Source organism: Actinomycetospora flava (genome assembly GCF_037400335.1).
GTDB classification, from domain to species: domain Bacteria; phylum Actinomycetota; class Actinomycetes; order Mycobacteriales; family Pseudonocardiaceae; genus Actinomycetospora; species Actinomycetospora flava.
Genome location: NZ_JBBEGM010000013.1, coordinates 121,788 through 135,677 on the forward strand (window position 1 = coordinate 121,788; position 13,890 = coordinate 135,677).

General features: G+C 74.0%; 16 protein-coding genes. 6 read left to right on the top strand and 10 right to left on the bottom strand.

All coding sequences use genetic code 11. The annotated features are described in order from the left end of the window. Positions 1-33: 33 nt before the first annotated feature. Positions 34-1,287: a formamidase gene (fmdA, locus tag WCD58_RS26470; RefSeq protein WP_337706095.1), complete on the top strand. Its 1,254-nt coding sequence runs from the start codon at positions 34-36 to the stop codon at positions 1,285-1,287. 62 nt (positions 1,288-1,349) lie between these two features. Here fmdA and WCD58_RS26475 read toward each other — a convergent pair whose 3' ends face one another. Next, a complete protein-coding gene (locus WCD58_RS26475) occupies positions 1,350-1,664 on the bottom strand; it encodes a hypothetical protein (protein ID WP_337706096.1) in 315 nt (104 codons plus the stop codon). Between the two features lie 143 nt (positions 1,665-1,807). Here WCD58_RS26475 and WCD58_RS26480 point away from each other — a divergent pair, with 143 nt between their 5' ends. Further along, a complete protein-coding gene (locus WCD58_RS26480; RefSeq protein WP_337706097.1) occupies positions 1,808-2,827 on the top strand; it encodes a coiled-coil domain-containing protein in 1,020 nt (339 codons plus the stop codon). A 2-nt stretch (positions 2,828-2,829) separates the two neighbouring features. On the opposite strand, the gene WCD58_RS26485 is transcribed toward WCD58_RS26480, so the two are convergent. Genes WCD58_RS26485 through WCD58_RS26500 form a run of 4 tightly spaced genes read right to left on the bottom strand, consistent with a single transcriptional unit; the run spans position 2,830 to position 6,144 of the window. Continuing rightward, positions 2,830-3,267, bottom strand: coding sequence for a nitrile hydratase accessory protein (locus WCD58_RS26485; RefSeq protein WP_337706098.1), 438 nt, complete (start codon positions 3,265-3,267; stop codon positions 2,830-2,832). Beyond that, a complete protein-coding gene (gene nthA, locus WCD58_RS26490) occupies positions 3,264-3,866 on the bottom strand; it encodes a nitrile hydratase subunit alpha (protein ID WP_337706099.1) in 603 nt (200 codons plus the stop codon). The genes WCD58_RS26485 and nthA overlap by 4 nt, the downstream gene beginning before the upstream one ends. 12 nt (positions 3,867-3,878) lie before the next feature. Further along, positions 3,879-4,571: a nitrile hydratase subunit beta gene (gene nthB / locus WCD58_RS26495; RefSeq protein WP_337706100.1), complete on the bottom strand. Its 693-nt coding sequence runs from the start codon at positions 4,569-4,571 to the stop codon at positions 3,879-3,881. Between the two features lie 25 nt (positions 4,572-4,596). After that, a complete protein-coding gene (locus WCD58_RS26500; protein ID WP_337706101.1) occupies positions 4,597-6,144 on the bottom strand; it encodes an amidase in 1,548 nt (515 codons plus the stop codon). 107 nt (positions 6,145-6,251) lie between these two features. On the opposite strand from WCD58_RS26500, the gene WCD58_RS26505 reads away from it, so the two are divergent. Both WCD58_RS26505 and WCD58_RS26510 read left to right on the top strand, forming a co-directional pair. Next, complete coding sequence (locus WCD58_RS26505; protein WP_337706102.1) at positions 6,252-6,995, top strand: hypothetical protein; 744 nt, start codon at positions 6,252-6,254, stop codon at positions 6,993-6,995. Between the two features lie 91 nt (positions 6,996-7,086). Beyond that, the gene (locus WCD58_RS26510; RefSeq protein ID WP_337706103.1) at positions 7,087-7,305 is read left to right on the top strand and encodes a CbtB domain-containing protein; all 219 of its coding nucleotides are present in this window, start codon (positions 7,087-7,089) and stop codon (positions 7,303-7,305) included. A 78-nt stretch (positions 7,306-7,383) separates the two neighbouring features. Here WCD58_RS26510 and WCD58_RS26515 read toward each other — a convergent pair whose 3' ends face one another. The 3 genes from WCD58_RS26515 to WCD58_RS26525 form a co-directional block, all read right to left on the bottom strand. Continuing rightward, complete coding sequence (locus WCD58_RS26515) at positions 7,384-7,824, bottom strand: DoxX family protein (protein WP_337706104.1); 441 nt, start codon at positions 7,822-7,824, stop codon at positions 7,384-7,386. An 89-nt stretch (positions 7,825-7,913) separates the two neighbouring features. Then, positions 7,914-9,467 carry an AMP-binding protein gene (locus WCD58_RS26520; RefSeq protein ID WP_337706105.1) on the bottom strand — a complete coding sequence of 518 codons (1,554 nt, stop codon included), beginning with the start codon at positions 9,465-9,467 and terminating at the stop codon, positions 7,914-7,916. Beyond that, positions 9,467-10,270: an SDR family NAD(P)-dependent oxidoreductase gene (locus WCD58_RS26525; protein ID WP_337706106.1), complete on the bottom strand. Its 804-nt coding sequence runs from the start codon at positions 10,268-10,270 to the stop codon at positions 9,467-9,469. The genes WCD58_RS26520 and WCD58_RS26525 overlap by 1 nt, the downstream gene beginning before the upstream one ends. 178 nt (positions 10,271-10,448) lie before the next feature. Here WCD58_RS26525 and WCD58_RS26530 point away from each other — a divergent pair, with 178 nt between their 5' ends. Together WCD58_RS26530 and WCD58_RS26535 are read left to right on the top strand one after the other, a co-directional pair. Beyond that, positions 10,449-11,069, top strand: a complete 621-nt coding sequence (locus WCD58_RS26530; RefSeq protein ID WP_337706107.1) for a TetR family transcriptional regulator — start codon at positions 10,449-10,451, stop codon at positions 11,067-11,069. Between the two features lie 98 nt (positions 11,070-11,167). Continuing rightward, on the top strand, positions 11,168-11,830 hold the full coding sequence (locus WCD58_RS26535; RefSeq protein WP_337706108.1) for a hypothetical protein: 663 nt from the start codon (positions 11,168-11,170) through the stop codon (positions 11,828-11,830). Between the two features lie 11 nt (positions 11,831-11,841). Here the strand turns inward: WCD58_RS26535 and WCD58_RS26540 are convergent, their stop codons facing one another. Continuing rightward, positions 11,842-13,203, bottom strand: coding sequence for a sensor histidine kinase (locus tag WCD58_RS26540; RefSeq protein WP_337706109.1), 1,362 nt, complete (start codon positions 13,201-13,203; stop codon positions 11,842-11,844). Positions 13,204-13,206: 3 nt separating this feature from the next. After that, positions 13,207-13,857, bottom strand: coding sequence for a response regulator transcription factor (locus tag WCD58_RS26545; protein ID WP_337706110.1), 651 nt, complete (start codon positions 13,855-13,857; stop codon positions 13,207-13,209). Between the last annotated feature and the right edge of the window lie 33 nt (positions 13,858-13,890).

The window sequence follows — 13,890 nt, forward strand, 5'->3', positions numbered from 1 at the left end:
CACCCCACGACACGTCCATCGAGGAGAGAACCGATGCCACGCAAGGTGTTCCCGCTCGACAGCAACAAGAAGTTCACCGACCAGGAGATCGTCGGCCACAACCGCTGGCACCCCGACGTGCCCGCCCAGGTGCGGGTGAAGCCCGGCGACGTGTTCCGCGTCGACTGTCGCGAGTGGTTCGACGGCGCGATCGTCAACGACGACTCCGCCGACGACATCCTCAACGCCCCGCTCAACTCGGTCCACGTGCTGTCCGGGCCGATCGCGGTCGAGGGCGCGCAGCCCGGCGACCTGCTGATCGTCGACATCCTCGACGTCGGCCCCATCCCCCAGGAGGACTCGGGCCCGCTCGCCGGCCAGGGCTGGGGCTACACGGGTGTCTTCGCGACCCGCAACGGCGGCGGCTTCCTCACCGAGCAGTTCCCGGACGCGTACAAGGTGATCTGGGACTTCACGGGCGGCAAGGCCACGTCGCGCCACGTCCCGCACGTCGAGTTCACCGGGATCGTGCACCCGGGCCTCATGGGCACCGCGCCGTCGCACGAGCTGCTGCGCAAGTGGAACCGCCGCGAGCAGGCCCTCATCGACACCGACCCGCAGCGCGTGCCGCCGCTGGCGCTGCCGCCGCAGCCGGACTCCGCGATCCTCGGCTCGCTGACCGGCGACGACTTCGAGCGCGCCCGCAACGAGGCCGCCCGCACCGCGCCGCCCCGGGACAACGGCGGCAATCAGGACATCAAGAACTTCACCAAGGGCAGCCGGGTGTTCTACCCCGTGTTCGTCGACGGCGCGAACCTGTCGATGGGCGACCTGCACTTCTCCCAGGGCGACGGCGAGATCACGTTCTGCGGCGCGATCGAGATGGGCGGGTTCATGGACCTGCACGTCGACCTGATCAAGGGCGGCATGCAGACCTACGGCGTCTCCGAGAACGCGATCTTCATCCCGGGCAACACCGACCCGCAGTACAGCGAGTGGATCGCCTTCTCCGGGACGTCGGTGACGCTCGACGGCGAGCAGCGCTACCTCGACTCGCACCTGTCGTACCAGCGCGCCTGCCTGCACGCGATCGACTACCTGACGACCTTCGGCTTCTCCGACATCCAGGCCTACATGATCCTGGGCGCGGCGCCGATCGAGGGCCGCCTGTCCGGCGTCGTCGACATCCCGAACTCGTGCTCGACGGTCTACATCCCGACCGGGATCTTCGACTTCGACGTCAAGCCGACCAAGAGCGGCCCGGTGCGGATCGACCCGGGCCAGGGGGTGCCGAAGTCCAGCGCCTGAGGTCCCCCCCCCCCCGGCGGACGGACCACGCGCCCCCGACGTGGTCCGTCCGCCCCGTCGCGTCAGCGGCCCGCCAGACGTCGCCGGTTGCCCCGCACGCTCCGCTGCACCGGGGCGAGGACGCCGCTCACGAACTGCGCCGCGTCCGTCGGCGGCCGGGAGACCGCGGCGTAGCCGACACGGCCGAACGCGGTCACCTTCTCCTCCACCATCCGGCGCATCTCGCGGCGCTCCCGCGCGCTCGGCGGCCAGCCGCCCAGGACGAGACGCGCCGTCCGGACACCGATGACGATCGGCGCCGACACCGAGATCTCGACGAGCTGGACCCAGGGGCGCACCCACCCGGCCCCCGGCACGATCCGTTCGGTCGCTGTCATCCCGTCCACGGTACGGACAGCCGGACACCGCAGCGTGGCCCGACCGTGACCGACCGCGACGCCGAACGGCCCTACCTCCGGCCCGCGCGCGGGACAAGACTCGTCGGTGGGACGGCTCGGCCGGCGGCACCGGGGAGGGGCACATGCAGCGGGGGGAGAACGGCGAGCGGCGGGTTCCCTGGTGGGGTGTCGGCTTCGACGTCGTGCGCCGGGGCTACGACCGCGGTCAGGTCGAGGCGGCGCTCGACCAGGCCCAGGCCGACCTCGAGGTCATGACCACCGACCGCGACGCGATGGTGCGCGCCGAGGAGCAGGCCCGCGCCGAGCTCCGCGCCGTGCACGCCGACGTCGAACGCCTCGTCACCGCGCCGCTGGCCGTCGACGGGATCTCCGCGCGCCTGCAGCACCTGCTGCGCCTCGCGCAGGAGGAGGCCGCCGCGATCCGGGCGACCGCGGCCGACGACGCCGGCGCGGTCGCGGAGCGGGCGCGGGACCGGGCCCGCGCCACCGTGGGCGACGCCGAGGCCCGCGCGGCGACGATCACCGCGGAGGCGGGCGAGCGCGCCCGGGCCCGTCTCGGCGAGGCCGCGGAGCAGGCCGCCGCCATCGTGCTCGGCGCCCAGCAGGAGGCCCGGGCGCTTCGGATCGAGGCGGAGCGCGCCCGCGACGAGCTCGACCGGCACCGCGTGGAGATCGACACCGAGCAGCGCGATCTGCTCGAGCGCACGCGCGCCGAGATCGAACGGCGCGAGCAGGACGCCGCCGAGGACCGCCGGCGCCGCGACGAGGAGGCCGAGACCGCCCGCCGGCGTCGCGGCGAGGCCGTCGAGACCGCGCTCGCGGCGCGTCAGGAGGAGGTGTCCGCGGCCCTCGCCGACGCCGAGGAGCGCCGGCGCCGCGCCGAGGAGCGCGCCCACGAGGTCGAGGCGGCGGCGGAGGCCCGGCACGACGCCGCCGAGCGCGCCGTCGCCGAGCTCGAGGAGCGCCGGCGCCGCACGCTCGCCCAGCTCGGCGAGCTGCGCCGGACCCTCGACCTGCCCGTGGTCGGCGAGCTCACCGGAGCCGTGGCACCGGAGCCGCGGGAGTCCCCCGAGACGGTGGGGACGCGCGAGGCCCCGGTGCTCGTCGGAACGAACGGCGACTCGCCGTCCGAGCCCGCCTGACCTCAGCGCACCGCCGGGTCGATCGCCACCGGCTCGCGGTGCGCCTCGTGGTGATCGGCGTTCCGCGGGGTGGCCAGGACCGCGCGGGTGCGCTCGTCCAGGTCGGCCTCGGAGAGCAGCCCGTTGCCGGCGAGCACGGTCTCCAGCGCGGTCAGCCAGTGCTCGTAGTAGCTCCACGGCGCGGTCGCGTCGCCGGCGCCGTCGGCCTCCCACTGCCGGATCGACGCGATGAGCGAGAGCTGGAACTCCGACCACTCGTACTGCCCCGCGTGGTACGACGCGACCGCGAGCGCGAAGGCCCGCAGCTCCCAGGGCTCGCGGAACGCGGCGTCACCGTCGCCCCCGGGCGTCCCCGCGATCAGCGACTCCACGCGGCGGCGGGCCTCGCCGAGCTCGGTGGCGTCGCGGACCGGCGAGCCCGGCGAGCCCGGCGAGCTCACGAAGCGGCCTTCGTCGGCCCGACCCCGATCATCGAGTCGCGGGTCACCAGCTCGGCCAGCTCCTCCTCGGTCATCCGGTCGGTGCCCGCCGGACGCTGCGGGAGCACCCAGTAGCGCAGCTCGGAGCTGGAGTCCCAGACACGGATCTCGACCGACGCGGGCACGTCGTAGCCGAACTCCTCGCGCAGCACCTTCCGCGGCGCCCGCACCAGGCTCGCCCGGTACTGCGGCATCTTGTACCAGTTCGGCGGCAGGCCCAGGACCGGCCACGGGTAGCACGAGCACAGCGTGCAGACGATGACGTGGTGGACGTCGTCGGTGTCCTCGACGGCGACCATGTCCTCACCCTGCAGGCCCCCGATGCCGAGCTCGGCGCAGGCGGTGCTGGCGTTCGCGAGCAGCCGCTTCTTGAACTCGGGGTCGGTCCACGCCCTGGCGACGACCTTCGCGCCGAGCTGCGGGCCGACCTCGTTCTCGTAGATCTCCGCGAGCCGGTCCACCGCCTCGGTGGTCATCAGGCCCTTCTCGATCATGATGGACTCGATGGCCTTGACCCGGGCGGCGATCTCCGCCTGGGTGGCCCTCTCCGGTGCGCTCATGGCTCGGCGCTCCTAGCTGGTCGCGGGGACGATGTAGGGCTCCCAGACGTCGAAGGTCACCGAGCCGTTCGGCTCGGCCTCCTCGGCGCCCCAGAGCTCCTCGTTGGTGAAGCGGACGGTGTAGACGTGCTCGGGCGCCTCGCCACGGTCGTTGCCCGCGGTGTCCGGGTAGATCATCTCGCCGTGGGCCAGGTCGATGACCCCCGTCCTGCCGCGGATGTAGCCGGCCCTGCGGGTGTGGCCCTTGGGGGCGTCGGCGACGACGGTGACGCGGTCGCCGACGGCGAACTTCGCCTTCTTGCCGGTGTCGCGGCCGGCCGGGGCGCCGGCGGGGATGACGGCCTCGATGAACGCGACCAGCTCGCCGTCGGGGTCCTGGCCCTCGGGCAGCGGCGCGTCGGGGTTCTCGAGGTAGTACTGCGTGCGCTTCTCGATCTCGGTGGGGTCGAGCCGGCCGTGGCGCACACCGTGGTGGATCACCGAGTGCACCCAGTGCTCGTAGTAGGTCGAGGTGAGGTACTCGACGGGCTCGATCTGCTCCATCCCGTAGCGGAACTGGTCGACGCCGAAGAAGCCCGCGCGGAAGGCCAGCGGGAAGAACGTGTGGGCGTGCTTCTCCCACTCCGCCTTCCACACCGGCTCCTCCGGCGTCGGGTTGATGGGACCGAGCCCGTCGCGCCCGCCGAGGTCGTGGATGCCGTTCATCGGGTCTCCGTTCGCTGGTGACGGATCAGGCCATGGCGGCGGGTGCGCCGGCCGGGGCGGGGAAGCCGCCGACGGCCTCCTCGAAGGCGTGGGCGACGCGCAGCACCGTGGCGTCGCCGAACTGCCGGCCGACGATCATCATCCCGACGGGCAGGCCGTCGGCGAGGCCCGCGGGCACCGAGCACGCGGGGTGGCCGGTGACGTCGAACGGCGCGGTGTTGGCCAGCATCTCCAGCGCCCGGCCGAGGGTCTCGACGACGGGCCCGTCGCGGTCGGGGCGGACGGTGGCGCGCTGGGGCAGGGTCGGGAGCACCAGCACGTCGACGTCGGCGAGCGCGGCGTCGTAGGCGGCGGCGAGCTTCGGCGCGAGGTTGCGGGCCATCCCGTAGTGCCGGCCGTGGGTGGTGTCGAGGCTGTAGCGGCCCGCGAGCAGCACGAACTTCACGGTGCGGGAGAACGCGGTCGGGTCGGCGGCCCACTGCGCGCCGTAGTGGTGCATCAGCTCGGGGTCGTAGAGGCCCTTCCAGTTCAGGCCGTACCCGGACGTCTCGATCATCTGCGACGTCGCGCCCTCGGTGGCGATGACGTCCCAGATCTTCGGGCCGTGGAGGTGCCACGGGACCGACACGTCGCGGACGTCGAGACCGGCGCCCGCGAGCGCGCGGGTCGCGGCGCGGACGGTGTCGTCGACCTCCGGCTCGGACTCCGCGAGCCCGAAGCCCTCGCGCAGCACCCCCACCCGCAGGCCGCGGGCACCCTGCCCGAGGGCGCCGAGGTAGTCGGCGGGCTCGAGGTCGGCCGGCTGGCGGGGGTCGTGGCCGTCGACGCCGGCGATCACCGAGAGCATGAGCGCGGCGTCGCCGACGGTGCGGGTGATCGGGCCGACGTGGTCGATCGTGAACTCGATGGGGAACGCGCCGGTGTAGGGCACGAGGCCCCACGTCGGCTTGTGCCCGACCAGCCCGCAGTTGGCGGCCGGGATGCGGATCGAGCCGCCCTGGTCGCCGCCGGTGGCCATGTCCACCAGGCCCGCGGCCACCAGCGCGCCGCTGCCGCTCGACGAGCCGCCGGCCGTCCGCGACGGGTCCCAGGGGTTCTCGACGTCGCCGGTGTTCGCCGTGATCGACGCACCCGCGAAGCAGAGGTCCTCGCACACCGCCTTGCCCGCGATCGTCGCCCCCGCGTCGAGCAGGCGGCGCACGATCGTCGCGTCGGTGCTCGGGACGAAGCCCTGCACGGTGTCCGAGCCGTTGGTCATCGGGACACCGGCGACCGCGGTGTTGTCCTTGATCGCGACGGTGCGCCCGGCCAAGGGGCCCGTGTCGGTCTCGGTGATCGACGTCTGCACGTACCAGGCGTTGTACGGGTTGTCCGCGCGGTCGGGCCGCGACCACTCCCGCTGCGGGGGCGCCGGCGCCTCCGCCTCGTAGAGCTCGGCGACGACGTCCCAGGAGGCGAGCAGCCCGGTCACCGCGGGGTGGTACTCGGCGACGTCGTCGGACGAGAGCCCGAGGCCGTAACCGGAGGAGACCGCCGCCAGCGCGTCGTGGTCGGGCCCGGGCAGAGGCGGCATGGCTCGCTCCTCAGGGTGTGGCGTGGGTCTCACGAACCCTAGGAACGTCCGCCCGATCGGTCAACGCCCGCTGACGCGTTCACATGATCGGGACCTAGCCTGAGCGGGTGCCGGACGACGGGCTGGAGATCCTGGTCCCCGGGCGCGACGCGGTCGGCGACCGCTTCCGCGCCTGGGTCGGGACGCCCGCCTCCCCCGAGTGGCTGCCGGCCACCCGGCTGTTCGGCGCGGGCCTCGACGACGCGCTGGCGGACGTCCGGGCGGCGCGGGGCACGGACAGCGACGCGGTCGCGGGCTCGCTGCTCCTCGAGAGCTACGCGCAGCGGGTCGTGCCGCCCGCGCTCGCCGCACGCGTGCTGGCCGGCCGGTCGGTGTCCACCGCACCCGACGCGCTGTCCGTGCGGTGCGAGGAGGGGCGGGTGCGGGAGGTGGCGTTCGCTCCGCGCCCGCGCGACGGGCCGGCCCTCGCCGGGTTCGACGCCGTCGTGGCGACCCTGCACCGGCGCACCCGTGCGGGGCGGCGGGTGCTGGCGGGCGCGGTGGCCCACGCCGTCGCGGTCACCTACGTGCACCTGTCGTGGCCCGAGCCCGACCACGCCCGCCACCTCGACGACGCCCGGCGGGTCCTCGCGGACGCCGGGCTGGCCGACCTCGTGCGCGTCGAGGCCGCCGAGGTCGACGGGGAACCGTGGCTCTACGCCGACCGCCGGACCTGTTGCCTGGCGTTCCGCACGCACCGCGCCGCGGGCCCGAGCTTCTGCGCCACCTGCCCGATCGTCCCGGAGAGCGACCGGCGACGGTCCTTCACCGACGCGGTGGCCTCCTACGGCCGCCGGCACGCGGAATCGTGACGATCCGAAACGTCGTCACCTGTTGACCTGTCGCGGGTGAGGCGGTTTGCTCGTTCACGCCGACCACACCTCTCGCCCCGAGGAGACCCCCGTGACCTCTGGCGTCGCCACCGCGAAGTCCCGGACCGCCGCCGTCGCCGTCCCCGCGTCCGAGACACTGCCGTGGCTGCTCAGCGCGCTCGTGGTCGGGCTGGTGCTCTACTACTTCATCGGCATCGACCAGGGCGCGACCTCGGTGTTCGGCGACACGAGCTACATCCACGAGCTCGTCCACGACGCCCGGCACTTCCTCGGCTTCCCCTGCCACTGAGCCCGTGAGCACGCTCCTCCCCGACCGAAGGGCACCTTCGGTCGGGTAGAGGAGCGAGGGGAACCCTTCGCCGGAACCTCAGCTCGCGGCCGCCGCACCCCGTCGCCGACGCCCGTCGAGGCTGAGCGGCCCGGGGCCGAGCACGAACAGCAGCAGGAAGATCCAGCTGTAGAGCGCCGCGGGCTCGCCGCCGTTGTCCATCCAGTTCCAGCCGCCGGGCAGGTGGATGACGAAGTAGGCGAACGCCAGCATGCCCGAGAGCAGGAACGCCGCGGGCCGCGCGAACAGCCCGACGGCGACGAGCAGCACGCAGACGATCTCCACGACGGAGATCGCCACCATCACGCCGCCCGGGGCCTCGCCGCCGAGCAGGCCCAGCATGCCGACGGGGTGGAGCAGGAAGAGCACGGTCACCACGCACCGGAACGCGAGGAGCACGGCCGGCTGCGCGTACCGCAGGGTGTCGGAACGCCGTGCCGAGGAGTCGACTCGGGCGGTGGTCTCGTGTGTCGTCGTCATGGGGAACGAGTCTGTCGATCCGGACAGACCGCACCAACGCGAAGTACGGATACAAACCATGCGCGGGGCGCATGCCGGCACCCGTCACCTCACCGCTCCGGCTCGAGCTCCAGGATGTACTTCTTGATGTCGGCCTTGAGGACCTTGCCGACCTTGGAGCGCGGCAGGTCCTCCCAGATCTCGACCTGCTTCGGCGTCTTCACGCTGCCGATCCGCGCCTTGACGAACGACTTCAGCTCGGCCGGGTCGAGCGTGCTGCCCGGCCGCAGCGTGAGCACGGCGGTGAGCCGCTCGCCCCACTTGTCGTCGGGCAGCCCGATCACCGCGCTGTCCGCCACCGCCGGGTGGGCCATGAGCGCCTGCTCGACCTCGGTGGAGTAGACGTTGAAACCGCCGGTGATCACCATGTCCTTGGCCCGGTCGACGATGAACAGGAAGTCGTCCTCGTCGAGGTAGCCGATGTCGCCGGTGTGGTGCCAGCCGAACCGCGACGCCTCGGCCGTCGCCTCCGGGTTGTCGAGGTAGCCCCGCATCACCAGCGAGCCGCGGATGACGATCTCGCCGCGCTCGCCCCGCGGGAGCAGCGTGCCGTCCTCCGCCATGATCCCGACGGTCACCAGCGGCGTGGGCCGGCCCGCCGACGAGAGCCGGGCGCGGGCGACCGACCCGTCGGGCTCGAAGTGGTCCTCCGGCGCCATCGTCGAGATCATCATCGGCGCCTCGGTCTGCCCGAAGAGCTGGGCCATCACCGGACCGATGCGCGTCAGTGCGTCCTCCAGCCGCGACGTCGACATCGGCGCGGCGCCGTACCAGAAGCACTGCAGCGAGGAGAGGTCGCGCCCGGGCAGCGTCGGGTGGTCCAGCACCATGTAGATCAGCGTCGGCGGCAGGAAGGTGTGCGTGACGCGGTGGCGCTCGACGTGGTCGAGGAAGCCGCCGACGTCGGGCGCCCGCATGATCACGATCGCGCCGCCCCGGCAGAGCACCGGGAAGCAGAGCACCCCGGCCGCGTGGGTGAGCGGGGCCAGCGCCAGGTACGTCGGCGGGGCGCCGCGTCCCGGCCACGGGTAGCTCATGAGCGTGATCGCGGTCATCGTCTCGATGGTGGTGCCGGTGAGCATCACGCCCTTGGGCGTCCCCGTGGTGCCCCCGGTGCCGACGATCAGGGCGAGGTCGTCGCCGCTGTCGCGGTCGACGGGCTCGGCTCCCGCGCCGGCGAGGAAGTCCTCGAGCCCGCGCGCCCACGGGAGGTCCCCGTCGAGGCACACCAGCGTGCGCAGCCGCGGCAGCGCCTCGCGGATGGCGTCGACGAGCGGGGCGAACGCCGCCTGGAAGAACAGCACCGAGCAGCCGAACAGGGCGAGCAGCTCGCGGTTCTCGGCCGCCTCGTTGCGCGGGTTCACCGGGCACCAGACAGCGCCGGCGCGGCTGATCCCGAACACGCAGGTGAAGGCGGTCGGGTCGTTGGCGGACAGGATCGCGACCTTGTCGCCGGGCGCGACGCCGTCGGCCACCAGCGCCGCCGCGATGCGTCCGGTGAGCGCCTGGACCTCGGCGTAGGTCGCGGTCTCGCCGTCGCAGACCAGACAGGGGGCGCCCGGGTCGCGCGACGCCCCCTTGTCCAGGAAGTCGACGAGCCGCATCACATGCCCATGCCGCCGTCGACCGGGAGCCCGGCGCCGTTGACGAATCGGGAGGCGTCGGAGGCCAGGAAGACCACGGCGTCGGCGATGTCGGCGACCTCGCCCAGGCGGCCCGACGGCGTCAGCTCCACCACGGCGCCGACGGCGGCCTCCGGGCTCTCGAACAGGCCCAGGCCGGCGGTCTCGACGGCCAGTTTCTGGCCCATCGCGGTGGGCACGAGGCCCGGGTAGACGCAGTTGACCCGCACGCCGTAGCCGAGCTTGCCCGACTCCATCGCCGCGACGCGGGTCAGGCGGTCGACGCCGGACTTGGTCGCCGAGTAGCCGCCGATCGACGGGAACGCGATCGTCGCGGCGACCGACGCGACGTTGATGACCGCGCCGCCCTGCCCGGCCGGGCCGCCCGGGCGCATCGCGCGGAAGGCGTGCTTGATGCCCAGCATCGTGCCCAGCAGGTTGACCTCGAGCATGCGGCGCACGTCGTCCGGCTCGGTGTCCGCCAGCAGCTGCGTGACCTCCAGCCCGGCGTTGTTGATCACGACGTCGAGCCCGCCGAGCTCGCTGACGGTCTGGGCGACCGCGGCCTCCCACTGCGCGTCGTCGGTGACGTCGAGCGCGACGAACCGCGCGGTGTGGCCGTCGGCGGACAGCGCGGACGCGGTCTTCTCCCCCACGTCCTTCGCGATGTCGGCCAGCATCACCGCCGCCCCCGCGCCGGTCAGGGCCCGCGCCATGCCCTCGCCGAGGCCCTGCGCGCCTCCGGTGATCAGGACCCGGCGGCCGGTCAGGTCGAACGCGCTCATGGGACTCCCCACATCTCTGTGTCGGTGGCGTCGTGTCGGTGGTGTGGATCACACGCTAGGGAGGACGCGGAACGACCGTCAAGGACGTCTTCGGACGATCGTCCAACGAAAGCTGGACGGATGTCCGAGACGGCGGGTTAGGCTGACCCGACCGTGCTCCACCCCGGAGGGATCGTCCGTGACCAGCACCGATGCCGAGAGCCGGTTCTCGCGTCGGCGCGCGGACAAGTTCGGGGAACGCCGCCGCGAGCTCGCCGACGCGGCGCTCGCGACCCTCGCCGACCGCGGCTACGCGCGCACCAGCCTGCGCGACATCGCGCAGGCCTCCGGGTCGAGCCTCGGCGTCCTGCACTACTACTTCCGCGACAAGGTCGAGCTGATCACCTACTGCGTCAGCCGCTACAAGGCGCGCTGCGTGGAGCGCTACGACACCATCGCCGCCCACGCCACCGACCCCGAGGAGCTGCTGCGGGACGCGGGCGAGGGGCTCGCGGCCACGCTCGAGCAGGACGCGCTGCTGCACCGGCTCTGGTACGACCTGCGCTCGCAGTCGCTGTTCGAGGAGTCGTTCCGGCTCGACGTCGCCGACATCGACGCGAGCCTCGAGCGGATGATCGGGCGGATCGTCGACGCCTACGCCGCGCTCGTCGGCGTCGAGCCGCGGTGCTCCCGCGGCGTCGCCTACGCCGCCTTCGACGGGCTGTTCCAGCAGGCGCTGCTGCGGCACCTCTCGGGCGACCCCGCGGCCCTCGACGACCTGCGTGCGGGCACGCGCCTCCTCCTGACCCGTCTCGTCTGAGGGGCTGGCACCCCCGGGAGCGGGGGCGCACCCGATCGTCGCGGCCGTCGCCGGCGCGCAGTCTCGAGGTCGTCATCCGGACCGGAGAGGACCCCGCCATGCTGGATCAGGACCTCGCGCGTGAGCTCGACACCTGGCTCACCGCGGCACCCACGACCCCCCTCGACGGCCTCGCGCTCGCCGGTCTCGTCACGCGGCGGATCCGCCGCGCCGGGCGCCGCGACCTGCCGGCGCCGGTGCTCGCCGCCCTCGCCGCGATCGCCGACCGCCACCACGGCCGGGACCCCTTCCTCGACGACTACCTCGAGGCGGTGCTGTCCCCGCACGAGCTCGCGCTCCCCCTGCTCGGGCGCGTCCTCGACGGCTCCGGTCTCGACACCGACCGGTTCGCCGCCCTGCTGCTGGCCGACGTCGTCCGCCACGAGAACCACCACCCCGACCACGGCGCGCCCGCCGAGGGCCGCCGCCGCGTCCGCCGGGCCGCGCGCTTCGTCTGGACGGTCGACCGCGGCCTGGGCGCCGACGAGGCGCCGCCGGCGACGCCCGCGACCGCGTGGCTCGAGCACACCGTGCTGCCGACGACGGGGCGCCGCGACGAGTACCTCGCCGTCCGCGCCCGGCAGGCGCACCACCTCCTGTCCCGCGCCGGCCGGACGGTGGGGGCGGACCTGCTCGCCCGCCTCGCGGGGAGCACCGCCGCGGTCACCGACCTCACGGCCTACCGGGCGCGGCGCTCCGCGGTAGGGGACGCCGTGGCCTGAGTGCGGACGGGTCAGGCCCTCGCCCGGTCGCGCGGGCCGCGCCGAGCGCGCACGCCCGGCCGACCGGCCACGGGCACGCGCGCCACCGCCCTCGTCCCGCGACCGGGCGCGCTCTCCAGCTCGAGGCGCCCACCTCGGTCGGCGAGCACACCGCGGACGAGCAGCAGCCCCACGTGCCCGGCGGCGGTGGGTGCTGCGACGTCGCACCCGTCGCCGTCGTCGACGACCTCGAGCACCGCCCATCCGTCGGCACCCGCCGCGACGGACACCCGGATGCTCGTCGCGCGCGCGTGGCGCACCGCGTTGCGCACCAGCTCGTGGGCCACCCGGTAGAGCGTGAGCTCGAGGTCGTCGGGCAGCGGGCCCACGAGCGCGGTGTCGACGGTGATCGAGCCGGCGGTTGGTGACGCCAGCCGTTCGGCGAGCTCCTCCAGGGCCCCGGCGAGCCCGCCCGGGCCGATGCTCGGCGGGACGAGGTCGTCCAGGAGGTCCCGCAGCTGCCGCATCTCGTCGGTCAGGAGGGCGTGCGCCTCGCCGAGCACGGTCGCGGACGTCCCGGTGCGCAGCCCGTCCTCGTTCCGCACGACCTCGAGGAGCAGGCCGACGCCGGCCAGGTCCGGGAGCACGCCGTCGTGCAGACGCTGGGCGATCTCCCGGCGGGCGGTCTCGGCCGCCGCGAGCCCGTAGTCGCGGGCCGCCCGCTGCTCGGCGCGGGCGCGCTCGGAACGTCGCGCCAGCGAGATCGACACGGGCAGCGTGAGGACCGCGAGCAGCAGGAGACCCCCCGTCGCCACCGCCGCGACGGGCACGGCGGTCGCCCGGACCGCGGCGGCCTCGTCGACACGGATGTAGAGCTCGAGCCAGGCCTCGGCGCCGCGCGCGTCGCGGAACGTCGAGAAGACCTCGAGCAGCGTGCGGGAGTGGGCGAACTCGTAGCGGTGCTCCGCGTCGTCCGGGACCTCCTTCACCAGCGAACCCCCGGAGCCGAGGGCCCCCATCACCGCCGGGTCGTAGCGGGTGGTCTCGCCCTCGACCCGCCGCTCGTCGGAGTACACGATGCGGGCTACGCCGTCGCGCGGCGACCAGATCTTGACCCGCGACATCATGCCGCCGGCGAGGAAAGGCTCGACGGCCGCGTCGACGTCCCGTCGCGTGGCGTCGTCCACGGGAGCGGACAGATCGTGCCGGGACACCGCGTCGCCGACCGCCGTCCCGACCTGGCGCGCGGTGTTCTCGGCCGTGCGGTGGGCGTCCTGCCGGGCGAACAGGGCGACGCCCGACGCGATCGACACGAGGGCGACCAGCAGCACGACGACCGTCACCACGGCGTGCCGCAGCACCGCGCGACGCAGCACCCCTCCGTCGGCCGGCACGGCTCAGTACCGCGAGCCGACGCTGATGAGCCCCTGCCGGTGGGCGGCGACGACCGCCTCGAGCTGGCTGTGGGCGTCCAGCTTGGTGAGCAGGGTCTTCACGTGTCCCCGCACCGTGTGGAGCGACAGCCTCAGCTCGGCGGCGATGCGGGCGGGCTCGCGCCCCTGTCCCAGCAGGCGGAGCACGTCGCACTCCCGCGCCGTGAGCTCGACGTGTCCGGCCGGGACCGCCGCGTCGACGACCGGCGCGCCGGGCGCCGGGGCCCGCAGGGCGGCGAGGACGCGGTCGAGCGTGCCCTCCTTGGCCAGGAAGGCCGCAGCACCGGCCGCGACCGCCCGCTCGGCCAGGTCGGAGCGGGCGTGGGCCGTGAGGACCACCGTGCGGGCGCGGGGACGGAGCTCCCGGACCGCCGCCACCACGTCGAGCCCCGAGCCGTCGGGGAGGTCGAGGTCGACGATCGCCGCGTCGAGCGCGGTGCGCCGGACGTGCGCGAGGGCCTCGCCGACGGAGTGGGCGACCACGACGGCGGAGACGTCGCGCTGGCGTCCCAGGCTGGTCCGCAGGGCGTCGGTGAAGACGCGGTGGTCGTCGACGACGAGCACCGTCCCGGGTGCGACGGGGCCGTCGACGGCGACCGGATCCGCGCTGCTCACCCCCTCATTCTAGGGAGATGAGGCCCCGGTTCC

Coding starts and splice junctions, on each gene's coding strand:
- fmdA (WP_337706095.1), top strand. CDS start 34: ATGCCACGCAAGGTGTTCCCGCTCGACAGCAACAAGAAGTTCACCGAC.
- WCD58_RS26475 (WP_337706096.1), bottom strand. CDS start 1,664: ATGACAGCGACCGAACGGATCGTGCCGGGGGCCGGGTGGGTGCGCCCC.
- WCD58_RS26480 (WP_337706097.1), top strand. CDS start 1,808: ATGCAGCGGGGGGAGAACGGCGAGCGGCGGGTTCCCTGGTGGGGTGTC.
- nthA (WP_337706099.1), bottom strand. CDS start 3,866: ATGAGCGCACCGGAGAGGGCCACCCAGGCGGAGATCGCCGCCCGGGTC.
- nthB (WP_337706100.1), bottom strand. CDS start 4,571: ATGAACGGCATCCACGACCTCGGCGGGCGCGACGGGCTCGGTCCCATC.
- WCD58_RS26500 (WP_337706101.1), bottom strand. CDS start 6,144: ATGCCGCCTCTGCCCGGGCCCGACCACGACGCGCTGGCGGCGGTCTCC.
- WCD58_RS26515 (WP_337706104.1), bottom strand. CDS start 7,824: ATGACGACGACACACGAGACCACCGCCCGAGTCGACTCCTCGGCACGG.
- WCD58_RS26520 (WP_337706105.1), bottom strand. CDS start 9,467: ATGCGGCTCGTCGACTTCCTGGACAAGGGGGCGTCGCGCGACCCGGGC.
- WCD58_RS26525 (WP_337706106.1), bottom strand. CDS start 10,270: ATGAGCGCGTTCGACCTGACCGGCCGCCGGGTCCTGATCACCGGAGGC.
- WCD58_RS26535 (WP_337706108.1), top strand. CDS start 11,168: ATGCTGGATCAGGACCTCGCGCGTGAGCTCGACACCTGGCTCACCGCG.